The 25,852-nt window shown below is 60.7% G+C and carries 22 protein-coding genes and 4 pseudogenes; 14 read left to right on the top strand and 12 right to left on the bottom strand.

The window, feature by feature from the left end; translation table 11 throughout:
- The 5 genes and pseudogenes from CO656_RS10425 to CO656_RS10410 all read left to right on the top strand — a co-directional run bounded on the left by CO656_RS10425 (nt 1) and on the right by CO656_RS10410 (nt 3,996).
- The gene (locus tag CO656_RS10425; protein WP_097525961.1) at nt 1-723 is read left to right on the top strand and encodes an amino acid ABC transporter ATP-binding protein; all 723 of its coding nucleotides are present in this window, start codon (nt 1-3) and stop codon (nt 721-723) included.
- A gap of 16 nt (nt 724-739) precedes the next feature.
- Nucleotides 740-2,050 (top strand): FAD-binding oxidoreductase, encoded by a 1,311-nt coding sequence (locus CO656_RS10420; protein ID WP_097525696.1) that lies wholly within the window; start codon nt 740-742, stop codon nt 2,048-2,050.
- Between the two features lie 286 nt (nt 2,051-2,336).
- Nucleotides 2,337-2,813 carry an Lrp/AsnC family transcriptional regulator gene (locus CO656_RS10415; protein WP_097525695.1) on the top strand — a complete coding sequence of 159 codons (477 nt, stop codon included), beginning with the start codon at nt 2,337-2,339 and terminating at the stop codon, nt 2,811-2,813.
- 277 nt (nt 2,814-3,090) lie between these two features.
- Nucleotides 3,091-3,264: pseudogene (locus CO656_RS31390) on the top strand (LysR family transcriptional regulator); the annotation flags it as partial.
- Between the two features lie 78 nt (nt 3,265-3,342).
- Nucleotides 3,343-3,996, top strand: coding sequence for a LysR substrate-binding domain-containing protein (locus CO656_RS10410; RefSeq protein ID WP_337441789.1), 654 nt, complete (start codon nt 3,343-3,345; stop codon nt 3,994-3,996).
- 27 nt (nt 3,997-4,023) lie between these two features.
- Here CO656_RS10410 and CO656_RS10405 read toward each other — a convergent pair whose 3' ends face one another.
- From CO656_RS10405 to CO656_RS10390, 4 genes are read right to left on the bottom strand one after another with little or no spacing between them, the layout of a single operon-like run.
- Complete coding sequence (locus CO656_RS10405) at nt 4,024-5,397, bottom strand: FAD/NAD(P)-binding oxidoreductase (RefSeq protein WP_097525693.1); 1,374 nt, start codon at nt 5,395-5,397, stop codon at nt 4,024-4,026.
- The gene (locus CO656_RS10400; protein ID WP_097525692.1) at nt 5,385-5,702 is read right to left on the bottom strand and encodes a (2Fe-2S)-binding protein; all 318 of its coding nucleotides are present in this window, start codon (nt 5,700-5,702) and stop codon (nt 5,385-5,387) included. The genes CO656_RS10405 and CO656_RS10400 overlap by 13 nt, the downstream gene beginning before the upstream one ends.
- Complete coding sequence (locus tag CO656_RS10395) at nt 5,699-7,687, bottom strand: hydantoinase B/oxoprolinase family protein (RefSeq protein WP_097525691.1); 1,989 nt, start codon at nt 7,685-7,687, stop codon at nt 5,699-5,701. The genes CO656_RS10400 and CO656_RS10395 overlap by 4 nt, the downstream gene beginning before the upstream one ends.
- A gap of 6 nt (nt 7,688-7,693) precedes the next feature.
- A complete protein-coding gene (locus tag CO656_RS10390) occupies nt 7,694-9,778 on the bottom strand; it encodes a hydantoinase/oxoprolinase family protein (RefSeq protein WP_097525690.1) in 2,085 nt (694 codons plus the stop codon).
- Between the two features lie 214 nt (nt 9,779-9,992).
- Between CO656_RS10390 and CO656_RS10385 the strand changes: the two genes are divergently transcribed.
- The 7 genes from CO656_RS10385 to CO656_RS10360 all read left to right on the top strand — a co-directional run bounded on the left by CO656_RS10385 (nt 9,993) and on the right by CO656_RS10360 (nt 17,747).
- Nucleotides 9,993-11,144: an FAD-binding oxidoreductase gene (locus tag CO656_RS10385; RefSeq protein ID WP_097525689.1), complete on the top strand. Its 1,152-nt coding sequence runs from the start codon at nt 9,993-9,995 to the stop codon at nt 11,142-11,144.
- Between the two features lie 146 nt (nt 11,145-11,290).
- Nucleotides 11,291-12,901 carry an ABC transporter substrate-binding protein gene (locus tag CO656_RS10380; RefSeq protein ID WP_097525688.1) on the top strand — a complete coding sequence of 537 codons (1,611 nt, stop codon included), beginning with the start codon at nt 11,291-11,293 and terminating at the stop codon, nt 12,899-12,901.
- Between the two features lie 83 nt (nt 12,902-12,984).
- Complete coding sequence (locus CO656_RS30470) at nt 12,985-13,203, top strand: hypothetical protein (protein WP_202862282.1); 219 nt, start codon at nt 12,985-12,987, stop codon at nt 13,201-13,203.
- A 475-nt stretch (nt 13,204-13,678) separates the two neighbouring features.
- Entirely contained in the window at nt 13,679-14,305 is a 627-nt protein-coding gene (locus CO656_RS10375; protein ID WP_097525687.1) for a LysE family translocator, read from the top strand.
- A 425-nt stretch (nt 14,306-14,730) separates the two neighbouring features.
- Nucleotides 14,731-15,189, top strand: a complete 459-nt coding sequence (locus CO656_RS10370) for a (2Fe-2S)-binding protein (RefSeq protein ID WP_097525686.1) — start codon at nt 14,731-14,733, stop codon at nt 15,187-15,189.
- A gap of 14 nt (nt 15,190-15,203) precedes the next feature.
- Entirely contained in the window at nt 15,204-17,366 is a 2,163-nt protein-coding gene (locus CO656_RS10365; protein ID WP_097525685.1) for a molybdopterin cofactor-binding domain-containing protein, read from the top strand.
- 6 nt (nt 17,367-17,372) lie between these two features.
- Nucleotides 17,373-17,747, top strand: coding sequence for a cytochrome c family protein (locus CO656_RS10360; RefSeq protein WP_097525684.1), 375 nt, complete (start codon nt 17,373-17,375; stop codon nt 17,745-17,747).
- Between the two features lie 26 nt (nt 17,748-17,773).
- Here the strand turns inward: CO656_RS10360 and CO656_RS10355 are convergent, their stop codons facing one another.
- The 8 genes and pseudogenes from CO656_RS10355 to CO656_RS30775 form a co-directional block, all read right to left on the bottom strand.
- Entirely contained in the window at nt 17,774-18,718 is a 945-nt protein-coding gene (locus tag CO656_RS10355; RefSeq protein ID WP_097525683.1) for a LysR family transcriptional regulator, read from the bottom strand.
- Nucleotides 18,719-18,980: 262 nt separating this feature from the next.
- A complete protein-coding gene (locus CO656_RS31235) occupies nt 18,981-19,115 on the bottom strand; it encodes a hypothetical protein (RefSeq protein WP_272938895.1) in 135 nt (44 codons plus the stop codon).
- A gap of 44 nt (nt 19,116-19,159) precedes the next feature.
- A complete protein-coding gene (locus CO656_RS10350; protein ID WP_097525682.1) occupies nt 19,160-20,272 on the bottom strand; it encodes a gluconeogenesis factor YvcK family protein in 1,113 nt (370 codons plus the stop codon).
- A 330-nt stretch (nt 20,273-20,602) separates the two neighbouring features.
- Nucleotides 20,603-21,397 (bottom strand): inositol monophosphatase family protein, encoded by a 795-nt coding sequence (locus CO656_RS10345; protein WP_097525681.1) that lies wholly within the window; start codon nt 21,395-21,397, stop codon nt 20,603-20,605.
- A 28-nt stretch (nt 21,398-21,425) separates the two neighbouring features.
- A complete protein-coding gene (locus CO656_RS10340) occupies nt 21,426-22,487 on the bottom strand; it encodes an ABC transporter ATP-binding protein (RefSeq protein ID WP_097525680.1) in 1,062 nt (353 codons plus the stop codon).
- Nucleotides 22,484-22,768: pseudogene (locus tag CO656_RS10335) on the bottom strand (iron ABC transporter permease); the annotation flags it as partial. The gene CO656_RS10340 and the pseudogene CO656_RS10335, both read right to left, overlap by 4 nt.
- Before the next feature lie 288 nt (nt 22,769-23,056).
- Nucleotides 23,057-23,937 (bottom strand): annotated as a pseudogene (locus CO656_RS10330) (AraC family transcriptional regulator).
- Nucleotides 23,938-24,259: 322 nt separating this feature from the next.
- Nucleotides 24,260-24,382 (bottom strand): annotated as a pseudogene (locus CO656_RS30775) (short-chain dehydrogenase/reductase); the annotation flags it as partial.
- Nucleotides 24,383-24,857: 475 nt separating this feature from the next.
- Between CO656_RS30775 and CO656_RS30465 the strand changes: the two are divergent.
- On the top strand, nt 24,858-25,037 hold the full coding sequence (locus tag CO656_RS30465; RefSeq protein WP_097525679.1) for a hypothetical protein: 180 nt from the start codon (nt 24,858-24,860) through the stop codon (nt 25,035-25,037).
- Between the two features lie 187 nt (nt 25,038-25,224).
- A complete protein-coding gene (locus tag CO656_RS10315) occupies nt 25,225-25,497 on the top strand; it encodes a hypothetical protein (RefSeq protein ID WP_037418625.1) in 273 nt (90 codons plus the stop codon).
- Nucleotides 25,498-25,852: the final 355 nt, after the last annotated feature.

The raw sequence follows: 25,852 nt of genomic DNA, 5'->3' as shown, positions 1-25,852 counted from the left end.
ATCATCGAACTGCGCAACGTCCGCAAGGCGTTCGGCACGCACGAAGTCATCCACGACGTCTCGTTCTCGGTAAAGAAGGGCGAAGTCGTCTGCATCATCGGCCCCTCCGGCTCCGGCAAGTCGACGCTACTGCGCTGCATCAACGGTCTCGAGACCTATCAAGGCGGCGAGATCATTGTGCATGGAGAACGGGTAGACACGGCCCGGCGCAGCATCCGTCAGGTGCGCAGCCGCGTCGCCATGGTATTCCAGCGCTTCAACCTGTTCCCCCACCGCACGGCGCTGGAGAATGTCGCCGAGGGCCCGACCTACGTGAAGAGGGAGCCGCGTGAGGAGGTCCTTGCTCGTTCGCGCGACCTGCTGACGCGCGTCGGCCTCGCCCCTAAGATGAACGCCTATCCGAGCCAGATGTCCGGCGGACAGCAGCAGCGTGTCGCGATCGCCCGTGCGCTTGGCATGAAGCCTGACGCGATCCTCTTCGACGAGCCAACATCGGCGCTCGACCCGGAACTCGTCGGCGAAGTGCTCTCGGTAATGCGCACCCTCGCCGACGAGGGCATGACCATGGTGGTCGTCACCCACGAGATGGGCTTCGCACGCGATGTCGCCGACCGCGTCCTGTTCCTCGATGAAGGAGTCCTGGTCGAAGAGGGGCCACCCTCGGAGCTGCTCACCCGGCCCAGGAACATGCGCACCCAGGACTTCCTGCGGCGCATCCTGTAGTCATAAAGATACGCGCATGGCTCATCTGACTGGTCCATTCTTTAGCGACGACGCGGTCGAGAGCCCTTATTGGTGGGAAGTTGCCAAGCCAATCACGGAGGACCGGACCGAGCTTCCGACAAGGAGCGAGGTTGCGATCGTCGGCGCGGGTTTCACCGGGCTCAATGCCGCACTCACGCTGGCGCGGGCCGGCAAAGAGGTCACCGTTCTGGATGCGGAGGCGCCGGGCTGGGGTGCCTCCTCCCGCAACGGCGGCATGTTGGGGCCGGGCTGGGCCACCTTCGATGCGGCGATGGCCTACGGTGCCGAAAAGGCCCGCTCCATCGTCGCGGAAAGCTTCCTCGCGCTCCAGCACGTCAAGGACATCGTCGCCCGCGAGGCCATCGCCTGCGATCTCGCGGTGGTCGGCTATTTCCGCGGTGCGATGACGCCGCGCCTCTACGATGCCATGGGTCGCAATCTCGACCGTATCCGCAAGGCAATGCCCTGCGATGCCTATCTCGTGCCCCGCGCGGAGCAGCAAGGCGAGATCGGCACAGACCTCTATCATGGCGGCCTCGCCATGCCCGGCTATGCGGGGCTGCATCCCGCGCGCTACGTCACGGGCCTGGCAGACGCGGCGCGGCGCGCCGGCGTCCGCATCTTCGGCGGGGCGAGGGTGTCGGCCATCGAGACCCAGGCCGGAGGATTCAGACTGTCCGTCGGCCGGGAGCGGATCGCCACAAGGCAGCTCCTCGTCGCCACCAACGGCTACACTGGTTCGCTCTTGCCTTTTCTGCAACGGCGGATCATCCCGATACGCAGCGCGATGATCGCGACCGAGCCGCTGCCAACCGCGGTAATGGACCGTCTCATCCCGAAACGGCGTATGCTGGCAGGAAGCCAGCGCGTCGTCACCTATTTCCGCCCCTCTCCCGACGGTACCCGCATCCTCTTCGGCGGACGAGTGCTCAAGCTGGCGGGCAACAACGTCGCGGCGGCCAACGCTGGCCATCTGCGCAAGCAGATGCTTCAGGTCTTCCCGGAACTGCGCGGGGGGAAGATCGCCCACTACTGGCACGGCCAAACCGGCTTCACCTTCGACAAGTTGCCGCATCTCGGCGAGCACGAGGGCATCTTCTATGCTTGCGGCTACAACGGCACCGGTATTGCCCGCGCGAGCTGGTTTGGCCACAAGATAGCGCAGCGCATGCTCGGCGAGGCTGAACATGCGAGCGCTTATGCCGACCTGCCGTTCCGCACAAGACCGCTTTACCGCGGCAGGCCCTGGTTCCTGCCGCTGGCAGTCGTCTTCTATGAGATACTGGATCGCTGGGACCAGCGCTGAGGCTGTTGCGGTGGGCCGCTCCAAACCTCGCTGCCCTGCGATCGCCGCGTCCTATTCGCTCGAGGACGGTTACGGCAACCCGCGGCTTATCGCTCCGGCCTTCGCACGCGCGATCCGAAGCTCACAAGCATGGTCAACTGATAGCGATACAGCGAATGAATTAGCTTGCGCTTTGCTTGTAAGCCTCTAAGCATCTATGTCTCCGCGCTTCCGAGTGGGGGTCAGCTGTGGAGGAAGCCGGGAGGCACTAACTTTGCTTGTCAGCACCCGCCCTGGGAGAGCGCCCATGAAACTGGACCGGATCGATATCAAGATCCTCTACGAACTACAGAAGAACGGGCGGATCACCAATGTCGAGCTTGCCGAGTTGGTCCATCTTTCGCCGAGCCCCTGCCTTATGCGGGTCAAGAAGCTGCAGGAAGAGGGTTACATCCAAGGATACTCCGCGCAGGTCAATATAGGCAAGCTCGGACAGACACTGACGGTCTTTACCGAGATTACCTTGAAGAACCACCGGCAGATTGATTTTGCCCGCTTCATCGCTGTAGTCGAAAAACTTGACCAAGTGGTCGAATGCCACCTCGTCTCGGGCGGTTATGACTATCTCGTTAAATTCATCACCGCTGGCATCGGCGAATATCAGCTCATCATGGAGCGCCTGACCGATATGGACATCGGCATCGACAAATACTTCAGCTACGTCGTGCTGAAGTCACCAGTCATCAAAGCGCACATGCCGCTGACCAGCCTGTTTCCCGTTTGAATTTCTTCTGCAGTGTCAGCGCGAGATCCTATCTCGCGGCTACCTTGGGACGCATCCCGCCCGGTAGGCATTAAAGCCGACAATACCCTTGACCAATTGTAAAATGGTGTTGTTTGCCTTTCAGGCAAGCTCTAGCCCAGTTGGCGTATCAAACCTTGCCCCACCTAACGACGCGACACTGATCTAGCCACTTGGTTGATAACGAAGCTCTCTGACAGTATGCAAAACGAAGAAGATGTGTGGCTCGACTTATCGTCGATCGTGAAGGTTTGGACAAATGCAGGCCCGTCAGCTCGAAGTTTTTTGTATGCTCATGCGGTGCGGGACAGTGACGAGCGCGGCCTCGATGCTCAACATCTCGCAACCTGCTCTCAGCCAAATCCTCCTCCACGCCGAAGACCAGCTCGGTTTCAAGCTTTTCAGCCGCATCCGAGGCAAACTCGTGCCGACAAGGGAGGCCGAGGAGCTCTATCCAGAATGTGAGCGGATTTTTGCCGAGCTTGGTGCGCTTCGAAGGCGGACAACGGATATGCGATTTGGTCGCACCGGTCTTATCCGGGTCGCTGCTTCGGCACCACCCGCCATGTCGATCGTTCCGAAGGCACTTCTCGCGTTCCGTGCCGCGCATCCCGATGTGGTGGTGCGATCGCTGATCGCACCACTCACAAACATCGTCGACATGATCCAGAACGGCGATGCACCGCTAGGTGTCGTGATGAACGACGGAGCGAGGCCGGGTATCGAGGTGGAAACGCTCGGCCATGCCGTTCTGGTCTGTATCGTGCCGGAAAACCACCGGCTGTCGGAGAGCGCTGAGATCGGCTTCGCCGATCTGCAGAACGAGACGCTGATTTCCTATCGTGCCGGGACGCTTCCTGGGCGCCTTCTTCTAAGCGCTGCGGCCGCCGAAAAGCAGATGTTCAATCCCGCTATCGAGATCGATATATCGATCACAGCTCTCCCCTTCGTCCGAGATGGCTTCGGCGTTGCTATCGTTGATGGACTGCTTCCATGGGAACAGTTTCCCGGCCTGGTGCGCCGGCCCTTGAAGCAGCGCACCACCGTTCCGATTGCGCTGCTGACCAGCAAGGACCGGCCCCTGACAGGTAGCCACAGCGACATGCGCGACAATCTTCGCGATGCCTGTGCCGCCGTGCTGAATGCAGACGGCCACAAGACCTGAGTGCTATTTTTGGCATCGACCGCCGCGTCAGGCGTCCCGTATCCACGCCGCGACCGGCAAGGGGCGCGCGGGCGCTTGATCGCGCAAACGCCCCGCCTCGGCGGGATCGATCGCTGCGGATTCGGCAATGATTTCTGCGGCCGCAAGCTGGCAACAGCGTCCCTGGCACCGGCCCATGCCCACCCGGGCAAGCGATTTCACGCGATTGGCGTCTGCCCCTCCCAGTGTGACGCCCTCCCTCAGTTGCGCTGCGGTCACACCCTCACACCGACATACTATCGTTTCATCGTCGAGGTGCCGGATCATCTGCGCCGGCCAGGGAAAGGCCCGCGTCATGGCCCGCGCGAAACGCTCGTAGCGGGCCAAACGGCGAAGATCGCCCGCGCTGTCCGCTCGGGTCAATCCCATGTCCGAAAGGCAGGCGTTTGCCGCGAGGCGACCGGCCAATTCGGCCCCGTCGGCTCCAAGGATGCGAAGGCCGTCCCCAGCAAGGTATACGCTGTCGCCCGCACGCCCCATGCGGTCGGCGCGCGGTAGCCATTGCGCCCAATCGCGATCGTAATCGAACTGGCAACCTGCCAAGGCGGCAAGCTGTGTCTCGGCCCGAAGGTGCCAGCCTAAGCCGACCATGTCGCAGGCGGTTCTGTGAAATTTGCCGCCCGCGTCGCGCCACCGAAGACCGACCGGGCCGCTGTCATCCGAATCGATGCCGGTGACGGTAACCCCGGCATGATAGAGCCGACCGAGCCTTGCTCGCATTGTCAGTCCGCGCAAGACGAGCCCCGGCCGGCTCATCATCCCCGGGAGGCCGGCAAGTTGATTTCGTATTCCGGACGTATCGAGAACGGCAGCCACGCCCGCGCCGGCCCTGAGGAGCTGGTAGGCCACAAGCGTCAGAAGGGGTCCGGACCCCACAAGGACGATGTTCCTGCCGAGCGCCACGCCCTGAGCCTTCAGCGCGATCTGGGTCGCACCAAGACTATAGACACCGGGCGCTTGCCAGCCGGGAATGGGCGCCACGCGGTCCATCGCCCCCGTCGCGAGGATCAGCCGGTCGTAGCCGATTTCACGGCGACCCATCGGCGTGAGCACATAAAGTACCCGTCCGGCACAGGAGAGAACGGAGCTCTGCGCTAGGAATTCGAGCTCATCGGAGGCGACCATGCTATCGAAAACACCGTGAAGGCCGACCGCCTTCCTTGCCTCGGACCCGTAGAGCTCCGCGGGCTTGCGCACGAAGCCCTCCGTGGGACGGCGATAGATCTGGCCACCGGCCCGAACGCCTTCATCGATCACGACAGGCCGTAAGCCTGCCGCAACCAGCGTCTCCGCTGCCCGGATGCCAGCAGGACCGGCGCCAACGATGACGACGCGTTCGTTAAGTCCCGTCACGACAGCCATCCTTCAGGCTCCGACGTCATCAGCCGCATTCCTTCGGTCAGAAGGGTGGAGCAAGCCCGGAGACGCGCACCATCCTCCTGCCAGAGCCAGCAATCCTGACAGGCACCCATGAGACAGAACCCGGCCCGCTTCTCCGGACCGAATTCCGATTGCCTGACTGCCTCCTTGACGGAGAGAACGGCCGTTAGGACCGTATCGCCCGCCAGAGCCTCGCAGTCGACTCCGTCGAGGCGGAAGCCGATGCGCGGCCTTCCCTGCTCGGCGAGCCGGACAAGCCGCCCGCCACCCTGTCGCGCCGAGATCATTCGGCCGCCTCTTTCACGATGGCCACGGGCTCAGGCATTTCCCTGAATCGCGCCCTCACATCGGAGAAAGCTGCCGCCACGCCGTCGGGTCCGGAGCGGCCGCCCATGCGGCGGAAAATTTCCGTCTTCGTGAAAAAACGCCAATGGATGGGAAGGCCCGCCAGTATCTCGGTCAACAGATCGTAGGCGGCGCGCGTCCACTGCGCTTCATAGTCGTCGCGCTCGGGACCATAATGGAACTGACTTATCGGCTGACGCATCTTCTTCCTGAGCGCCTGCGTCGCCGCTTCGTCGGCCACACCATCCTGAATCACGACGCCATAGTCCCGTTCGGCCGCCTCCTGCGAGACATAGCCGCGCGCCACATCCTGGACGACGCGCCAGACTTCCCGCTCGAGCGGATCACCTCGACCACCACCACCGGCAGAGCGGATTTCGAGCACGTCGCCGGGCTGCAGGATCGCCGTATCGATATTGCCGAGCCGGCGATAGTCGTCACGCCCCGGGTTGACCACCATGTCGGAAAGCCCTGCGGCCCGACCGCCGAGAAAGCCCCAGGGGCGAAAGACGCTGCGATCACGGTTGCGCGCCGTGATGCGGCTGCCGGGTGAAAAGACGCGGAACGCCATTTCGGTCGCGAGTCCGCCGCGCCAGCGCCCCGCCCCGCCGCTATCCCTTGCAAGGCCATACTTGACGAATTCGATCGGGACTTCGGTCTCGGTGATCTCGATCGGCGTGTTCTTCAGATAGGCCGCGTCGGCACCGGATCCATTCGTGCCGTCGCGATGCGGCATGCCGCCTCCGCCGCCCACAACCGGATTGACGGCGGCGATCACGGTCCGTCCGGTCCGTTCGTCCGTCGTCATCACGTTCACGATGCAATTGTTGCCGGCCGGCGCTGCCGGCAGCTTGTCCGGCACTGCCTGGCAGAAGGCGCCGAAGACGACCGAGCGTAGACGCGCGCATGTCAGCGAGCGCATGCCAACGGCGGCGGGGGAGACCGGATTGAGGACGCTGCCCTTCGGCGCGATGCAGGTAAAGGGTCGTGTCAGCCCGGTGTTGAGCAGGATCTTCGGATTGAGCGTGTAGAGAACGTAATAGACGCCGACGAGCAAAATCGTGTGCCGGGGATCGCCGCCGGACGGCACGTTGAGCGACGAACCAAGCTGTGGATCCGAGCCGGTGAAATCGAGGATCGCCTCGTCACCCTTTATCGTCAGGGTGAGTTTCAGTCGGCATGGATTGGCTTCGACAGAGTCCTCGTCGGCATAATCCACGAATTCCCAGGTGCCATCGGGCATCGAGCGGAGCAACGCGCGAGCCTGGGCCTCGGCATGGTCGAGCAGCCTTTCGGTCCCGGCGAGGAAGGCCTCCTTGCCGAACTTGTCGACCATCGCGAGGATCTTGCGCTCGCCGGTATTGAGAGCGCCGACCAGCGCCTTGATGTCACCGATATTAAGGTCGGGCTTCCGGACATTGGTCGTGATGATCTTGAGGATGTCCTCGTCAAAGACGCCCTCGTTCACCAGCTTCATCGGCGGGAAGCGAATGCCCTCCTGGTGGATTTCGGTAAGCGCCCGCGACAGCGATGCCGGGACGGCCCCCCCCATATCGGTGTTGTGGATGTGTCCGCCTGTCCAGGCGATGATCTCGCCGTCGTGGAAGACGGGCTTCCAGAGATGGGTATCGGGCGCATGGGTCGCCACGAAGCATGAATAGGGATCGTTGGTGAAGGCGACATCGCCCGGCTTGTAGCCATCGACCATGTCGATCGCGCGGGTATAGGTAAGGCCCGGATACCAGGTCGCGCCTAGCCCCATCGGGATGCCGAACGTATCGCCACGATGGTTGATCAGCATGACAGTAAAGTCTTCGGTCTCCTTGACGAAGGCCGAATGGGCGGTCCTTTGAAGGGTGTAGGCCATGTTCTCGGCCGCCGCTCGGGTGTGGTTGGCGAACACCTGAAGGTTCATAGGGTCGAACATGGACGGTTACTCCGGAAAGGTCAGTTGCAGGTTGAGGTGCCTGTCGACTTTGACCTCAGTGCCTGGGGGTATAGCGAACGTCGTGTCTTCCTGCGCCACGATGGCCGGACCCGAAAAGTGCCCGCCCGGACGAAGACGATCGCGCCGGTAGAGCCCGATGTCCGCGATGGCCTTGCCTATGAAGACTGGAATGTGCCTCTCCGGCTTCATCTCCGCTTCTTCGACCTGAGCCTCGACCGCAAGCTCCAGCATCGGTCCGGCACCGATCGCGGCAAGGCGCAGGTTGACGATTTCGATTTCGCCGTCCGCATCGTGGAAGTCATAAAGCCTTGCATGCATTGCGTGGAATGCCTGTTCGATGGCGTCGATATCCCCCTCTTCAAGCCAGCTAGCCAGGATGGGCACTTCGATCTCGAAGCTCTGCCCGACGTAACGCATGTCGGCGGCCAGATTGAGCGTCGCCGATCCGACATGCCCCTGCTTGGCCAGCCAGCTCCGTCCCTCGACCGACAGGTAATCGAGCGAACCTTGCAGGAGCGGCAGGGCGTCGCGCGTGAGTTCTGTAAAGACGGTCCGGATGAAATCGCCGCGCAGATCAGCCACCAGACCACCAAGCGCGGAAACGACGCCCGGCCGCGGCGGGCCGATGACTTTCGCCATTCGGAACTCCCGGGCAAGGAAAGCGCCGAGCATCGGACCTCCGCCGCCGAAGGGCATCAGGGTGAACTCTCTGAGATCGACGCCCGCACGCGAGGCGAGCTTTTCCACCTCGACAAACATTTCGGAGATCGCCACGTCGAGGATTGCCTGGGCCGCCTGCTCGGGCGTTCGGCCGATCTGTTCGGCGAGCGACGCAACGGCAGCCCTAGCGAGCGAAACGTCGATCTGCAGCTGTCCATAGGCCATCTGACTATGCCCCAGCCAACCGCAGACCGCCATGGCGTCTGTGACGGTCGCATGTTGGCCTCCCCGCCCGTAACAGGCGGGCCCGGGCGTCGATCCGGCCGATTCCGGCCCGACGCGCAGCACGCCATGGGCATCGACACTGGCGATCGAGCCGCCGCCGATCCCGATGGAGCTGACGGAAACCGATGGGATGTGCAGCGGGAATTCGCCGATCAACTCGCCCGTACCGAATTGGGGTTCGCCGTCGATGATGAGCGCAAAGTCGGCGGACGTCCCGCCGATGTCCAGTGTCAGGATATGTCTTTCTCCCGCGCGGCGGGCAAGCCAGGCGGCGCCGATCACGCCGGAAGCCGTTCCCGACAGAAGCATCTGAACGCAGGAGCGCTTGCCCTCGGCCGCATCCATCACGCCGCCGTTTGACTTGGTCAGCAGTGCCGGCGCCGTCACGCCGCGCGAGGCGAGCTTGTGTTCAAGCGCAGTCAGGTAGCCCGCCACGCGCGGATGGACATAACCGTTGAGAATGGCCGTCGTGGTTCGCTCATACTCACGGATGACCGGCCAGACCTCCGAGGAGGTGAAGACGAAGAGCTCGGGCGCAACCCTCTCAATTTCCGCTCGGACGGCCTCTTCCTGGGCGTCGTTGCGCCAGGAATGGAGAAGGGAAACGATCACACCTGCCGCGCCCTTGGACTTGGCACGGGCGGCAGCGCGAGCGACGGCCGAAAGATCCGGCGCCAGCGCCTCGGTTCCATCCGCCCGCAGACGGGCGGGAATTCCGAAGATCATGTCACGCGCGATCAATTGATCCGGACGTGAGCAGAAAAGTGAATACACGTCGGGCATGCGGAGCCGTGCGAGTTCCAGCACATCTTCGAAACCGGCATTCGTAAGGAGGGCGAGCGACACGCCCCGCCGTTGGATCACCGTATTGATGCCCACGGTCGTGCCGTGCACGAACCGACTTATCGCAGCAGGGTCGAGCTCCTCGCGATCGGCGAGGAGGGAGAGCCCGGTCATCAATTCCGCGCCAGGATCGTCCGGCGTCGTGAGAACCTTGAGGGACGCGACGCGCCCGCTTTGCGTTTCTAGTGCACAGAAGTCGATAAACGTTCCACCGATATCGACGCCAATCTTCCAGTCTTGCTGTTTGCGCTCATGCTCTTTGAGCGCCGCCTCACGTCCCATGTCGTATCCTCTCATTAAATTGACACAAGGCTGGCACGGATGCGGCTGTGAGGTCCAAGAGCGAAAAAACCGCCCCCCATAAGGTTTGCTTATACCCCTGGACGGCGGCGATCCCATAGGCCGGACTTATGGGAATGCGTCGAACTCGACTTTGACCCCGGCCCTTAAATCGTGAAGGCTCGGCTACTGACAAGCGCAGGACTGGACAGATCGAATGGATGCAATTGTTCTGGGCGGTGGGCTCATGGGAGCCGCGTCGACATTTTTTCTGGCCCGGCGCGGCATCCGGGTGACCCTGATCGAGCGCAACCGAGTCGGAACGGGTGCGACGATCGCTTCCTTCGGGAACATCCGCCGCAGCGGCCGCTACCTTCCGCAGCTTCCCCTCGCCTATCGTTCTCTGCAACTGTGGGGACAGGCGGCGAGTCTGCTCGGCCGCGATGTCGAATTCCGCGCGACGGGTCACCTGCGCTTCGCATTCACGGAAAAAGCCGTGAACGAAATGCGGACATTCGCAAAGGCCGCGAAGCCCTGGGGCCTGGATCTCGAAGAACTGGAGCCGAAAGACTTCAAGTCGCGCTTCCCCGGCCTCGGGAGCAGGGCCGTCGCGGCATCCTTCTCCCCCCAGGATGGCAGCGCAAATCCCCGCCTTGTTGCTCCTGCCTTTGCCGAAGCGGCTCGCCGCCTCGGTGTCACGATCGTGGAGGAGGCCGGCGTCGGCGCCATTACGAAGACAGCTTCCGGCTTCGAAGTCACGACGTCGAAAGGTCGCCACGCGGCGCAGGTCCTGCTCAATGCGGCCGGCGCGTGGGGCGCCAGGATCGCCGCACAGTTCGGCGAAAGCGTCCCCATCGCCGCCAAGGGTCCGCAGATGGGGGTGACCGAACCGCTACCCCATCGCATCTCTCCCGTCGTGGGCGTCTGGGGGCACGACCATGGCGGCGGCTATCTGCGACAGGTGGAGCGCGGCAACATCGTCTTTGGCGGCGGCGCGGAGCGCACGGACGTTTCGCTGGAGGCCGGTCATGCCAAGGCTGACCCGGCCCGCCTGCCGGGGCAGCTCCTGTCCCTGTTGCCGATCCTTCCGGCGCTCGCGAATCTTACCGTGATACGCACCTGGTCGGGCTGCGAGGGCTATGTCGGCGATGGTCTACCGGTGATGAGCCCATCGGCCACAACGCCGGGGCTTTTTCACGCTTTTGGCTTCTCCGGCCATGGGTTTCAGCTCGGACCGGGCGTCGGAGACGTCATGGCGGAGATGATCGCCACAGGAAAAACCGACACACCGCTGAACGATTTCCGGATCGAACGATTTGCCGGCGCCGAAGCTCGGGCCGGCGATCGCACACAGAGCATGGAGCAATAGGATGAGGCGATGAGTGAGTGTTTCTATGTTTTGCGCGTTGCCGGCTCTTCCGGTGCTACCGGCGCCGCACTCAACTGACTTCAACACCGGACGGGGAAAGCCCGCTAGCAGACGGGCACCCCGCCAACAACAGAAAGGGGAACGACATGAACGACAAGATCACCAATTGGACCCGCTCCGACGACGCCATGGTCGAAAACGCCATTCGTCGCGGCGCGACCCGCCGCGAACTGCTGCAGCTGCTGCTCGCGGGCGGGGTAGCGATGTCGGCAGGCAGCCTCGTGCTCGGCCGAGCCGATAACGCGGTTGCGGCAACACCGGTCTCCGGCGGCGCGCTCAAGGCGGCCGGTTGGTCATCCTCGACCGCCGATACGCTCGATCCGGCGAAGGCCTCGCTTTCAACTGATTACGTCCGCTGCTGCTCCTTCTACAACCGCCTCACCTTCCTCGACAGAAGCGGCACGCCGCAGATGGAACTCGCCGAGGCGATCGAGTCCAAGGATGCCCAGACCTGGACGATCAAGCTGAAGAGCGGCATCACCTTCCACGACGGCAAGCCGCTGACGGCCGAAGACGTGATCTTCTCGCTAAAGCGCCATCTCGATCCATCCGTCGGCTCGAAGGTCGCGAAGATCGCGGCCCAGATGACCGGCTTCAAGGCGGTCGACAAGCAGACCGTCGAGATTACCCTTGCCGACGCGAATGCCGACCTGCCGACCATCTTGTCGCTGCACCACTTCATGATCGTCGCCGACGGCACCACCGACTTCTCCAAGGGGAACGGCACCGGCGCCTTCATGCGAGAAGTCTTCGAGCCGGGCGTGCGCTCGGTCGCCGTCAAGAACAAGAACTACTGGAAGTCCGGCCCGCATGTCGATTCCTTCGAGTATTTCGCGATCAGCGACGACAGCTCACGCGTCAATGCACTGCTCTCCGGCGACATCCACCTGGCCGCCAACATCAATCCGCGCTCCATGCGCCTTGTCGAGAGCCAGGGCGACGGCTTCGTGTTGTCGAAGACCACCTCCGGCAACTACACGAACCTCAACATGCGCCTGGACATGGAGCCCGGCAGCAAGCGTGACTTCGTCGAGGGCATGAAGTACCTCGTCAACCGCGAGCAAATCGTCAAGTCGGCGCTCCGCGGCCTCGGCGAACTCGGCAACGACCAGCCGGTCTCGCCGGCCAACTTCTATCATAATGCCGACCTGAAGCCGCGGACCTTCGATCCCGAGAAGGCGAAGTTCCACTTCGAGAAGGCGGGCGTCCTCGGGCAATCGATTCCGGTGATCGCCTCGGAGGCAGCAACCTCATCGATCGACATGGCGATGATCATCCAGGCCTCCGCCGCCGAGATCGGCCTGAAGCTCGATGTCGAGCGCGTGCCCTCTGACGGCTATTGGGACAATTACTGGCTCAAGGCGCCGGTTCATTTCGGCAACATCAATCCGCGCCCGACGCCCGACATCCTGTTCTCGCTGCTCTACACGTCGGAAGCACCCTGGAACGAAAGCCATTACAAATCGGAGAAATTCGACAAGATGCTGATCGAGGCACGCGGCTCGCTCGACGAGCAGAAGCGCAAGTCGATCTATAACGAGATGCAGGTGATGGTCGCCAACGAAGCCGGCACTATCATCCCGGCCTATATCTCCAACGTCGATGCGAGCACCGCCAAGCTCAAGGGGCTCGAACCCAACCCGCTCGGCGGCCAGATGGGCTATGCCTTTGCGGAATATGTCTGGCTCGAGGCCTGATGAAGCGAAAAGGGGCTGGGGCTGCAGCCGCGCCGCCGCAGCCCGACCCGAACGATTTTAGCTTTATGCGAAAGGGAGCACGCGTGAACAACCGGCTCTTCCCTTGTCGCGAGCAGATTGCTCATTGCCTTGATCACGCTGGTGATCTTCGCCGTATTTTTCGGCGGGCGGCGCGTCTTGCCGCGAGATCGGCGGCCCGATACAAACCGGATGATGTTGAAGTGCTTGCCTTGCAAACAGCCCTGGAAAGCGCCGGGGCCGTCTTCATCCTTGACACGGCGGGGGCATCGGCGTGCGGCTGAAATTCTCAAAATCTGTCGCTAAAGGTATCGACATACTTGAGAATGAAGGCGGTATCGTTGCACCTGACCGGGTACCGTAGGTGCTCGTCCAAGCGGAGGATCAAGATAGCTCAAGGCTCTTGAGACGAGTGGACAGCGCCGCCTGCAATCATAGAAGCCTACAGGGGACTGCGATTAAATCATACTTTACCGAGCGAGATGAATAAGCATTGAGCCACATTGTCGAGGCTCCTCAAGCCCTGTCTAGGGCCTTTTTTCGAGGGCACATCGTTGCCTTCCAAGCTAACGGCGCGGGAGCAGCCATCCGAGATAGAGAAAGTCGAGGCTGCCATGAAGCTGATCGGGGCCAGAACACATCCAAGCGGCAAAACAGCTCGGCCCTGGGCGCTCCACCATTCATCAGGAAATGTGAAGCAGACACACTGTTCAATGTTTGAGAACTTGCTATTCCGCTGAACTCATGTGAAGGGGAGACATGTTATCGCTCGAGACACTCCTCACCTTCGTAGGTGCTGCCACTCTCCTGGCTTGGGTGCCGGGTCCCGATAATCTCTTTGTGCTGACCCAATCCGCTCTCTCTGGCAGGGCCGTAGGAATATACGTCACGCTTGGTCTCTGCGCTGGCCTAATCGTTCACACCGTAGCTGTCTCGCTCGGAGTAGCGGCGATTTTCCAAACCTCTCAGACAGCTTTCGATGCCCTCAAGATTGTAGGCGCGATCTATTTGCTCTACCTTTCCTACAAGGCCTTCACCTCGAAGCCCGATGAACCGGAGGGCATCAAAGGGCGAGCTAAGCCCGCTTGGCAGATGTTCGCCCGCGGCGTTATGATGAACGTCACCAATCCTAAGGTGGCGATTTTCTTCCTTGCTTTCCTACCGCAATTCACCGCGCCAGAGCGAGGTAGCGTTGTCCTCCAGATGCTGGCGCTCGGAGGTGTGTTCATCGTTTGCGCGTTCGCTTCCTTTGCGCTCATTTCCGTTCTCTCCGGGTCCCTCAGCAGCTGGCTACGGCGATCTTCAAAAAGTCGACTGTGGCTCGACCGCGCGGCTGGCGTGGTATTCGTGGGGATAGCGGTCAAAATTGCCACGTCAAATCGGTAGCGTCGCCTCTGGAATCCCAACTCTAAAATCGCCGCTGTCACCGGAAACCGAGGGTTCCTGCGACCTTTTCTAAGTGGCCCAATCGGATCACCCATGCTCCGCGCCCCCGCGGCGTTCCAGCTTCGATGGACCGAATGGTTGGCAAGCACGCCAACTCTCCCGCGCAGGGACCCAGAAATAGCGGCGGTCGTTTCTGATAACAAACGCACCTGCACGGGTTCGAGCCTGTCTCCACTGCAGCTTCTCTTCCAGGAGAGGTCCCCACAAAATTGGTGAATGCAAATTTCGCTGCCTCGTCGACGTTCGGGCATCCCAACGGATTGTTCAGTGTAGCTATACATTCAGTAAAGTGATTGCACGTTTATTTTGGCCAATAAGTTTATAATCTTCGCAGAGCGCTCGAGGTCAAAACCCGGAGTAGACGAATGACATTTTCGCTCCAAGTCAACGGCCGCAGTTACACTGCTGATGTAGACGGCGACACCCCGCTCCTTTGGGTGATTCGCGACGTGCTTGGTATGACAGGTACCAAGTTCGGGTGTGGACAAGCACTTTGTGGAGCCTGCACCGTCCACGTCGATGGCGTGGCCGCTCGTTCTTGCGTCACTTCCATAGAAAGCGTCGGAGAAAGCCAGGTCACGACGATCGAAGCCTTACATACTGTCGCGCATGGGAAGGCACTGCAGGATGCGTGGACCGAGCTTGAAGTCCCCCAATGCGGTTACTGTCAGTCAGGGCAGTTGATGTCTGCCGCAGCATTACTCAACGAAACCCCGAAGCCCACCGACGACGACATCGACAACGCAATGTCAGGCAACGTCTGTCGCTGCGGAACGTATCAGCGCGTCCGCGCCGCCATCAAGCGTGCAAGTGCAAGCGCCTAACGGGAGACAAGATCATGTCAAACAGTGCTCCCGGTCCAGAGTTGAACCGCCGCCTTTTCCTGAAAGCGACCGCTGCGGCTGGAGGTGGTCTCATCGTCAATCTCGCTCTCGGCCCCGGTATCTCTGCCAATGCCGCCGCGGATTTTGCTCCCAATGCTTTCATTCGCATTGACCGGAACGGCCTTGTTACGTTGGTCATGCCGCAAGTGGAAATGGGCCAGGGCATCTACACCGCCCAAGCAATGCTGCTCGCTGAAGAGCTGGAAATTGCACTTGATGATGTAAAGCTCGAGCATGCGCCCCTTAACGAGGCCCTGTACGCCCATCCAATGCTCGGGCGTCAGATGACGGGTGGTTCCACGTCAATACGCGCTTTCTGGACGCCCTTGCGTAGGGCCGGTGCGATGGCCCGTACCCTGCTCATTCGGGCCGCAGCAAAGGAGTGGGATGTCGATCCCGCAACCACGCGCGCCGAGGATGGCTTTGTTCTCAACGAGAACGGCACGAAGAAGCTAGCCTATGGCGTGTTGGTCGACATTGCTGCGTCGCTTCCTGCTCCTGATCCGGAAGATGTTGTGCTCAAGTCTCCGGAGCATTTCAAGCTCCTGGGTAGGTCCGCAAAGCGGTTGGATACGCCAGGCAAGGTCAACGGGTCGCTCAAGTATGGCATCGACGCATTTCCTGTTGGCACCAAGATCGCAGCGATCGCAATCGCGCCGGTTCTTGGCGGGAAGCCGAAGTCGGCCAATGAGCAGGCCGCACTCGCGATCAAGGGCGTTCGCCAGGTCGTGCTGACGGACAGCGCCGTGGCGGTCGTCGCGGATCATACCGGGGCGGCCAAGAAGGGGCTCGAGGCGGCGGCTATTGAGTGGGACGACGGTCCTAATGCACACGTGTCAAGCGCCGAAATCGTACGACATCTGGACCAGGAATCAGTAAAGCCAGGCGCCATAGCACGCAGCGAAGGCGACGTGGAGAAGGCGCTGGCGAGCGCAGCGCAGCGGATCGATGCCGTTTATCAATTGCCTTTCCTTTCCCACGCCGCGATGGAGCCGATGAACTGCACGGTGCACGTGCGCAAAGATGCTTGCGAACTTTGGGTCGGAACCCAGAACCTCTCCGCAGCCAAGCTCGCGACCGCGGCAGTTACCGGACTGCCGCCGGAGAAGATCACCATCAACAATCACATCGTCGGCGGCGGTTTTGGCCGCCGCCTCGAAGTCGACGGGATCATCCACGCCGTCAAGGTCGCGATGCAGGTCGACGGCCCGGTCAAGGTGATCTGGAGCCGCGAGGAAGATATTCAGCACGGATACTACCGCCCCTACTATTACGATCGAATGTCAGGGGGGATTGATGAGCAGGGAAACCCCGTCGCGTGGAGGCACCGTATCTCCGGATCTTCGATTTTTGCCCGCATCGCACCAGCCGCAATGAAGAACGGTGTGGATCCCGATGGCGTCGAGGGGGCGGTCCATCCACCATACAGGCTTCCGGCAATACAGGTCGAGTTCAACCAGGTCGAGCCACAAGGTGTGCTCACCAGTTGGTGGCGCGGTGTCGGGCCCGCCCACAACGTCTTTATGGTCGAGAGCTTCATCGATGAACTGGCCGCTGCAGCGAAAGTCGATCCGGTCGGATACCGCACGCGACTTTTGACGGATAATCCTCGTGCGTTGAAGGTGCTGGAACTGGCAGCAGAGAAGGCGGAGTGGGGCAAGCCGCTCCCCGCCAGGCAGGGCAGGGGTGTCGCCGTGCAGTTCGCATTCGGCACTTATCTCGCAATGATTGCCGACGCCACTGTCGGCGGCGACGGCGCGGTCAGGGTTACACGTATCGTCACGGCTGTAGACTGCGGATTGACAGTAAATCCCGATACGATTGCGGCCCAAATGGAAGGCGGCGCCTTGTACGGCCTCACGGCTGCTCTTTATGGCGCGATTACCCTCAAGGACGGCCGCGTCGAGCAAAGCAATTTTGACAATTACCTGCCGCTTCGCATCGATGAGGCACCCCACGTTGAAACCCATATTGTCCCGAGTGCCGAGCCGCCAGGAGGAATAGGTGAAGCGGCGACCGCAGCTGTGTTTCCAGCCGTCACCAACGCGATCTTTTCGGCAACTGGGAAACGTGTGCGAACGCTACCGGTCAATACCGATTACCTGAGGAAGGCCTAGAGCACGATGCAGATCCTGCCTATCCTTACCATAACGCCGCTCGTGCTTGTCATCTCTTCCGCCTCCGTGTTTGCAGAGGGAGACGCCATTCGCGGCAAACAGCTCTTCAATCGATGTGCAGCATGCCACTCGATCGAGGGCCAAAACAGGTCCGGACCGACTTTGAATGGCGTGTTCGGGCGGAAAGCCGGAGCGATAGAGAGCTACCGTTATTCCACGGCCATCCTGAATTCGAACATAATCTGGACCGACGACACGCTCGATGCATACTTGTCTGATCCAGCCAGGATGTTGCAGGGCACGCGCATGACCTTAACCGTTGTGAGACCTGACGATCGGGCGGACATTATCACGTATCTCAAAACGCTTGCTTACCCATAAGACCGCCTCGCCGCGCAGAACTTACATCATTTGGGCTTGTGGGCAGTTGAGCTGCCGCTGGCTAAGGCCAATGAGCGCCTCAGTTGGGAACAGGTCTCTATGAACGCACGCAGCTTTGGCTGGTTTTGCGTTGTCCTGGTGAAGTACAGAAAGAGACCATCGCTGCCTGGTGAATAGTCGAGCAGGACCGGTTCAAGCTGGCCGTTTGCAAGCTCTCTTGATGCGTGAAATGTCGACGAATAGATCAGGCCCAAGCCTTGCGATGCAATTTTCCGCATAAGCTCCCCGTCATTCACCGTCAGAGGGCCGTTCGGCTCTATGCGGACATTTTGTCCGTCCTCGAGGAATTCCCACCGATAGATGTCGCCCTTCTCCGGCCGGCGAAACCGGACGCATTGATGTTTCGTAAGATCGCCCGGCACCCGAGGGCGCCCATTTTCCCTGAAGTAGTCAGGTGATCCGAAGACCGCCCATTTGAAGGGCGGCGAAAGCCGCACCGCTATCATCTCCTTGGCGATATATGATCCGATGAGGATGCCCGCATCGTAACCGTCGGCGATAAAGTCACCATGCGTGTTGCTTACAGTTATATCGACCTTCACGTTCGGCCAGGCTTCGCGAAAAGCCGGTAGTATCGGCTCTATGACATGGGGCAACGCAAGGCGCTCGACAATAAGTTTTAAGGTGCCGGACGGTTCGTTTGAATGCTGGAGCGTCTCCCCCAGGCTCGTCTCGATGAGTTGCGCTGCAGGGGCAATTTTCGCAAGCAGGGTCTCCCCTGCCTCCGTCAATGATATCCGCCGTGTCGTGCGGTGGAAGAGCGGGGCTCCAAGACGCCGCTCAAGCTTCTGCAGCGCTTGGCTGATCGCGCCCGGCGTCACTTCAAGGTCAAGCGCAGCTTTTCGGACGCTCTGCCGCTTTGCAATAGCCAAAAACTCGGACAAACCATCGAATGTGTTTTGGCGGCCCATTTCATTCCTTTTCAAAGCACTTCGTCTTTACGACAGGTTCTGTTTAATACTGTGGGATAACGATGTAAATTTGAACCATACGTCCTGCCGTTCCGGTCGCGTTGCTCTGAGGAAGAAACTGGGCATCGTTGAACACTTCTCCGGCCTGAGCATGCTAATGGCAAGCTTCCGGGGACAGCCACCGCCGAGTGCTTTCCCTTTGCCTGAGATGGGTGGAGAAGGGATCGTCTGCTTTTGCCTGAAAAGGCACAGTCGCCGACATTCATCGGCTTGAAGGTCCGCTACCATAGGCTTTCAGAAATACCCGCACCGCCTCCTTGGCATAGCGACGCGTATCCGCGTCGCTATGCAGGTTCACCGGCTCGCTGAGCGCCCGCTTCGGCGTCCTGCTGGTCATGTTCCTCGGGTCCTCATCTTGTCGACCATGTAACGATGCCTGTTTTATCCGCCGACGAGGTCGAGCAACACGCTTGCAACGGCCTCGCCGTCATGCTGGCCCCGGGTCCAGGCGTCCTCATACTCGCCCGTGATCACCTTGTATTGATCGGATGAGTTCATCGCATGCGAGAGATAGGGGAACAACCCGACGGTCTTCTCAAATGGAAAGAAAACGCGGTTGGCCATGACATGCGTCAAGAGGGGGCGGCAGGACGTTTGCTCTTTGTGCCATTGGTCGGAAACGGCATTCAGGAGATCGCCCAGTGTCCTATCCGTTGTCTCTTTGCATTGCAGGATATTCCCGATCCAGACACGGGGGCAGTCCACATGCGAAAGGGCCTTGGCGATTCCTGCGATTTGCAGGTGCGGTAGTAAACTCGTGTAAAAGCTACCCGGTCCAAAGGCAACGAGGTCTGCGTTGGCGAGGGCTTCGAGCACCACTGGATTTGCCCGCGGTTGCGCCCCAGATTTTGTCGAGAGTTGCACATCGGCAATGCCTATCTTCGCATCTTCGTCAGCGAGCCTGGTGATCGCATCCTGACGCTCAATTATCTTGCCGTCTTTGAGCGTAGCGCTGAGCACCAGGTCGCTGTCCAAAGACGAGGTCCAGACGTCGCCCACGATGCTGCAGAGTTTGCGAAACACAAAAACGGCCGTGTTTACGTCGCCGTTGTGCGCTAAGCATGCGCCCGCGAGAATGAAGTTGCCGATACTTCCATTTCTAAAGTCAAAATCCCTTCCGACCGTGGAGGCGAATGTCTTTAGATAATTGAGAATAGCGCCTCTCAACCCGGGTTCCACACGCTCGAGAAGCGGATGCCTGCCCTCCGAATAGTAGAGGAATTCCGATAACGCACCTTCCTGGCCAAGATTGCTTGAGAGGCGAGCGTTGCAGATCTTTACGACGTCTCCCGCGCGGCCTTCGCCGTGCGCCATCGTCATTAGCGCCTGGCGCAGATCCCCCACGGCTAGGAGTCCAATCCTCTCACGAATCACCTTGGAGCTTCCGCCGCTATCCCAGGCGGGTACAATGCGGGTCACGTGAGCCTTACCGCAGAGCGCAATGTTGATGGCACGACAGGCGCTGCCACCGGAAAACAGGACTATGTGTTTCACGCAATGCTCCGGCGAATGTTCCGCGCTTCAGTTGTTGGAACCGTCGCGTTCCATCCAGGGACCCGACGGTTCCCGCTGCCTATTAGAGCCGCTGTAAGGCGCCCACCGCAAGAGGCGCGCTTCTCGCATGCGCCGAGCGCCCCGATCGGTGCACCACGCGATCTCTTGCGCAGAAGGGAGCATCCCGCGATGAGGAACGGCTAACCTCTACCAACTGGAGTCATCCAGGCCTTTTTCCGGGGTGGACGACCGCTCCGCAGGGTGATCGGGGTTTGATTTTGTCACCTGATCCGTGAGGTGGCTGGTAACCGTTCGAGCGACAGGCGTACTTCAGCCATGAAGCGCCAGCAGATCGGCATAGACACTCAGATTGCTGGCGAGCACCGGATGACCTTCCAGCAACGATTCGCGCTCGGTTGGAAAGGACAGGTAGGCGCCGCCGGCTTCTTTGACGAGGCACAAACCGGCCATGCAGTCCCAGGCGCGGGTGTGGGGCTCGTAGCAGCCGACGAGTCGCCCCGCCGCGACATAGGCGAGCATCAGTGCTCCTGAGCCATTGCGGATGAAATTGCCGCCCATGCCGAGGAGCGCGGCAATAACCTGGCCGACTCGCTCTGGTGCGACATAGCTGTTGCAACTAACTCCGATGATGGCGTTCTGGATCGTACGAGACGGATCAAGGCTCAATTTGCTCCCGTTGAGGCTCGCGCCTCTACCGGCAGCCGAAGCATAGACTTCGCCATCGCAGGGCACATGGATCACCCCGATGACCGGTATGCCGTCATGCAACACCGCGATCGACACGCACCAGATCGACATGCCGTTGACGAAGGGTGCAGTGCCGTCAATCGGGTCGACAATCCAGGTATAGCCGGATTCGCCCTCTGCATGACCGGATTCCTCTCCGAGGAAGCCATCTTCAGGAAGCTCCGCGGCAACGCGATTCCGGATCATCGTCTCGACATCGCGGTCAGCTATCGAAACGACATCCTGCGGATCGCGCTTGGTCTCGATCACCAGCGTCTCACGCTTGTTGAAGTAGTCGAGCGCGAGCGCTCCCGCTTCCTCGGCGATTGATTGCGCCAGTGCAAAGCGCCGATCAAGCCCCGCTTCATCCATGCTCATGCTATTTTTCCTTCCGAATGGGAGAAGTTTACGCAGTGATCAGCGCAACGCCACGGTTTTTGAAGCCGAGCGTGACATCGGCGTAGGGCGAAAAGCCACGATCGACGGCATGGTCGACGATGAACAAGGACCCGACATCGGTTTCCACCTCGTATTCGATATGATCGCCGAGATAGGCCGAATGCAACACGCGCCCCTTGATGCCCGTCCCGTTCTGGGTGTCCAGCGTGATTGCGCCCGGCCGTTTGGCGAGCTTGGCTGCGCCTGGCTTTGCGTTGCGTCCCTGCAGGCGGTGTTCGAGACCGCCGACTCGCACGATCGTCTGTTCGCCGTCGGTACCGACAATCTCGCAGGCAACGACATTCGCCTCGCCCATGAAATCGGCGATGAACGGCGAGGCCGGGGCTTCGTAAAGCTGACGCGGCGTACCGGATTGACTGATCTCTCCATCCTTCATCACGATGATCCGGTCGGACACGGCGAGTGCCTCATCCTGGTCATGCGTGACATAGACGGCGGTGAAGCCGAGCCGCTGCTGCAATTCGCGGATGTCGGTCCTGACCTTGCGACGCAGCCGCGCATCGAGATTGGAGAGCGGTTCGTCGAGGAGTAGCACCTGCGGTTCAAGAACCAGCGCGCGGGCAACCGCCACGCGTTGCTGCTGACCGCCGGAAAGCTCGGCTGGCAGGCGCTCGCCCATGCCGGCAAGGCCGACGAGCTTCAGGCCGTCATCCGCTTTCAATCGCGCCTGCCTCTTCCTCAGGCCGGAGGACTCAAGACCATAGGCGACGTTGTCGAGCGCGCTCATGTGCGGGAAGAGCGCGTAGGACTGGAAGACCATCGAGACGTCGCGGGCATTGGCCGGCAGCATCGTCACGTCCTTGCCGCCGATCAGGATGCGGCCCGAGGTCGGGTGTTCGAGGCCGGCGAGCATGCGCAGCGTCGTGGTCTTGCCGCAGCCCGAGGGGCCTAGCAGGGTGACCAGCGTGCCGGGCTCGATGATGAGCGACAGATCGGGAATGGCGGTGAAGGTGCCGAAGCTCTTGCGGACGTTCTCGAAAACGACGGAGCCGGGTTTGACGATGGTCATGCGGTTTTCTCCTGACCGACGGAAATGGGTGAAGCTTGAGAGAGGCCGGCGACCCGGTTTTCGCGGCGCAGCCGCCGCTCGCCGACGAGAAACTGGAAGCCGGTGATGACGATGATCATCACGACGATCAGCATGGAGGAATAGGCGATCGCCACGCCGTATTCGCCGTTCTCGACGAGGCCGACGATGTAGGACGTCGCCATGTTGTACTCGGCGCTGACGAGGAAGATGACGGCGCTGATCGAGGTAATTGCGCGTACGAAGGAATAGACGAGCGCGGCGGCGACATCCCTGTCGCGCCTATCCCAGAGGCACAACGTAAGCCGGGCGCGCGGTGACCGCTTTCGGCGCGTGGCCGTTGTCGCCGCCTAGCTGGCTGGGTGACCACATTCCACCCTGCAAGTTTCGATGGCAACCGGAAAGATCGACCCACTGCGGATATGGGGCCACGGCTCCCAACAGCCCACGCAATACAAGCCGGACCGCTGGATAGGTAAGGTGCGGCTCGTGACGCAAAGCGGCATGTCGACTTCCGGCTATCGGAAGGGACGAGCCGCCGTCTAGGATCACTATTTCAATGGCAGGAACAGTTCCGCTACCGTTTCATTCTCCGGCACTTCCGGGAAGAAGCTGAGCCTTTGGCAGTAGATCGGGAAATCTCGCGCCTCTTCCCCGCTTGCCGGCAGCCAGTCGCGATAGAGGTAGAGCACCGCCGGCTCCAGATTGTCGGTATTGCCGACGACACGCAAGACTGCGCAACGTCCCCCTGGGATCACGCCGACCTTGATCTGCTCGTCGTTTGGATCGATCGGCTGGTCGGTCCCGGCACATAAATCCACGCTATAATCGGCGGGCGACGCAGGACGCCGCTCGGAACGCCAGACGTTGAAGGTCGGGCTTGTCTTGGGCTGAAGGCCAGCGGTCTTGCGCCAGGCGATGAACCGCTGGATAGTGGCGGCGAGCGTCGCTGGGTCGCCCCGATGCTCCATGATCGCCACCGGCGTCGGGGCCACATCGCGGATCGTCACGTCCTCAGTCGTAAAAGTCTTCTGCATGAGCTTGCTCCTTGCGTTGTCGAGAGGCCCGAGGGCCGCAAGCCACGGCTCCCACTCGGGAGATTTCCGAAACGACGAAGGCGATTGCCCGAACCGTTGCCGAAAACGCGGGCGAAGGCGTCCGGTGCGTCGTAACCGGCATCCATCGCTATGTCTGTGACGCTTTGGGCGTCCCTGTATGCCAGTTGATATGAAGCGCGCTTCATCCGAGCGAGTTGGACATAGCGATGCACAGACAGTCCGAAGGTCGCCATGAACTGCCGGTGGAAATGATATTTCGAGAAGGCCGCGACATAACTCATGGTTTCCAGGTCGAGTTCGTCGTTCAGATGCTGGTCTATATGGTCTAGCACCCGCTGCATCCGGGCATGGTAGTTGCCTAGCGCTATCTTCATCGTCCTGTCCTCCATGGCCACAATTAGACGACCGCGCTGTGCTGCGCTCGACCGATCTTGCGGTTTGGCACGAAAAGGAGGATCACGAACGGACGCTTGCGGGCAACCTCAGTTTCAAGATGAAAGCCGGCCTGCGACGTCGGCAGTCGACAAGATCACTACCGCCGAGAGCTATCCTCGTGGCGCTGCCGAAGCCGCCTGTCCGGAAACCGGCCAAGTCGGCAAAATGTGCAGGTGTATAGAATGACCGCAATTGGGGAGCGAAGCGGACTTTGCAAAAGAGTTTGTCGCGACTATCCGGACTTCCAGAGTTCGACCACGCTTATGCAGGCAGGCCATTGAACGTGCGCAGAATTCTGTCGAGCAGCCTCTCCGACATAAAACGCCGCAGCGAGCGCACCTGGCTCGACTGCTTGCCCGCCGAATAGCGCAGCTTCGGCTTTTGGCATTGGCGGCCTGTTTTTCGTCAGTCGCCAGTTGGAATTGCTTCGGCGGGCCGGGATCGTGAACCGCGAGATCACGGCCTTTGTCGCCCAAGGACGCGCCTGCGACGAGTAACGGCAATGAACGCCACAGAGAGGAGGGTAGTGCATATCGGAAGCCAGTGGAGGGACTTCGCTCTGGACGCCGATAATGATAATCGTCTCTGCCGGACATCACGACATCCTTTTACAAGGCGAGTCGGACAAGAACTTGAGGTCCCAGAGTTGCCCAGAAGGGACTTAAAGGCGCTGCTCTCGGACTCTCAAAGGGGTCATCGCGGTAGCGACGGCTACCGGTGCTCGCCCCCGCGAACCGTTACAGCGTCAGACCGCCGCTGGGCTGCTGAAGACAGCGGGCTTGATCGACGTCGACGTTCTCTAAATCTCGCTAGCCGCTCGGGCGGGTCGACGAATATCACCAGCAAAAACGCCGCGGCCATGAATATGTACGTCGGAATACCCGTTTTGGCGCTCGCAAGAAAAGCAATCCAGATCGCAACCGCCATATACACGCCGATCGTGAAGGGGCTTGAAATTGCGCGCCAAGCGGTTTCTAAAACGCGTTCTTTCCATCCGGTGTTTGATGCCATAGCGGAAGACCCGATAGACCCGAGTTGATCGACAGCCGTCGTTCGCGGCCTTGCTCCTGACAGTATCTGGAACAAGCAGCAACACTCGCAATGGGCGCAGGACCTTTGCCCCTGGGAGTCGGACTAAGGTCCTATGGATGTGAGTTGGCAGACTGATTTAGAAACCAACTCACCACATGAGCGTTGACCCGGCACCTGGCGCAAGGAGACTGAACATGAAAATCGCGACCATGTTAGCCGCCGCCGGCATAGCATTGACCGCCTGTGCGGGGACCGCACTGGCCGATCCTTGGAAAGATGAGAGCGGTCATGGCCGCTGGCGTTGGCGCGGCTATTATGACGAACCCCGATACGAGCGGAGAGCCTACAAGGAAGAGTATCGTCGCGGCCGCTGCAAGATCGAGCGCAAGTGGGACGACGACGGGTACAAGGAAGAAATCAAGTGCAAAGGCCGCGCGCGGCCGATCTACGGTTATTACCACTATTAAGCCGTGCCGCAGAGTACTTGGAAAAGAGAGCGGTATCCTCTGCCCCCTCGGAGAGATGCTGCTCTATTTTGGCGACGTCAGTAGCGGTCACACCCCAGGGGCCGGCGTCACTAATTTTTGCCTGCAATCTGATTTATGCGACCCTTCAAGCTCCCAGACCCGGGAAGCAGCTCGCGAGCTGATCCTTACGGGTCGCTGGGAGACGTGACGCCCGCCTTTACCCAACTGCCAAACCACCCCCGTGCCTACTACCAGGCTGACGATCGACGGCGCGTGAAGGCGCTCAACCCCACCTGAAAACCGCACCTGCTCACGGCCGTGCTCTGATTGTGAACGAGCAATCCGGAACCAATCT

The organism is Sinorhizobium sp. FG01 (assembly GCF_002531875.1).
Lineage (GTDB): Bacteria > Pseudomonadota > Alphaproteobacteria > Rhizobiales > Rhizobiaceae > Sinorhizobium > Sinorhizobium fredii_C.
This window is presented reverse-complemented; position numbering and strand designations above follow the sequence as displayed.